Consider the following 291-nt stretch of genomic DNA (forward strand, 5'->3'; position numbering starts at 1 on the left):
CAGTCGCCGACCCACGCGATGCGCCGGCCGCGCAGATCCGTGTCCAGCGGCGTCGCGAACACCAACGGCTGCTCCGCGAGCGACAGTGGATCGTTCGCGTCGTAGCCGGCCTGGATCGCCAGCAGTTGCGCGACGTCGCCGACCGTGCGGCCCATCGGCCCTTCGGTGCCGAGCTGCTGCATGAACACGTCGACGGCGGGCCAGCGCGGCACGCGCCGACGAGTACGGCGGCTCGCGCGAGAACCGGATGCGCTTTCCGCTCGAGATCTTCGACATCGTGCGGGCGGCGTT

General features: G+C 71.1%; 2 pseudogenes. One reads left to right on the top strand and one right to left on the bottom strand.

Annotated features, from left to right (window positions below):
• Positions 1–230, bottom strand: a pseudogene (locus SB816_RS30890) (amidase); the annotation flags it as partial.
• Here SB816_RS30890 and SB816_RS30895 point away from each other — a divergent pair.
• A pseudogene (locus tag SB816_RS30895) lies at positions 212–291 on the top strand (hypothetical protein); the annotation flags it as partial. The pseudogenes SB816_RS30890 and SB816_RS30895 sit on opposite strands and share 19 nt — an antisense overlap.

Source organism: Achromobacter sp. SIMBA_011 (genome assembly GCF_046535435.1).
In the GTDB taxonomy this organism is placed as follows: Bacteria; Pseudomonadota; Gammaproteobacteria; order Burkholderiales; family Burkholderiaceae_B; genus Achromobacter; species Achromobacter dolens.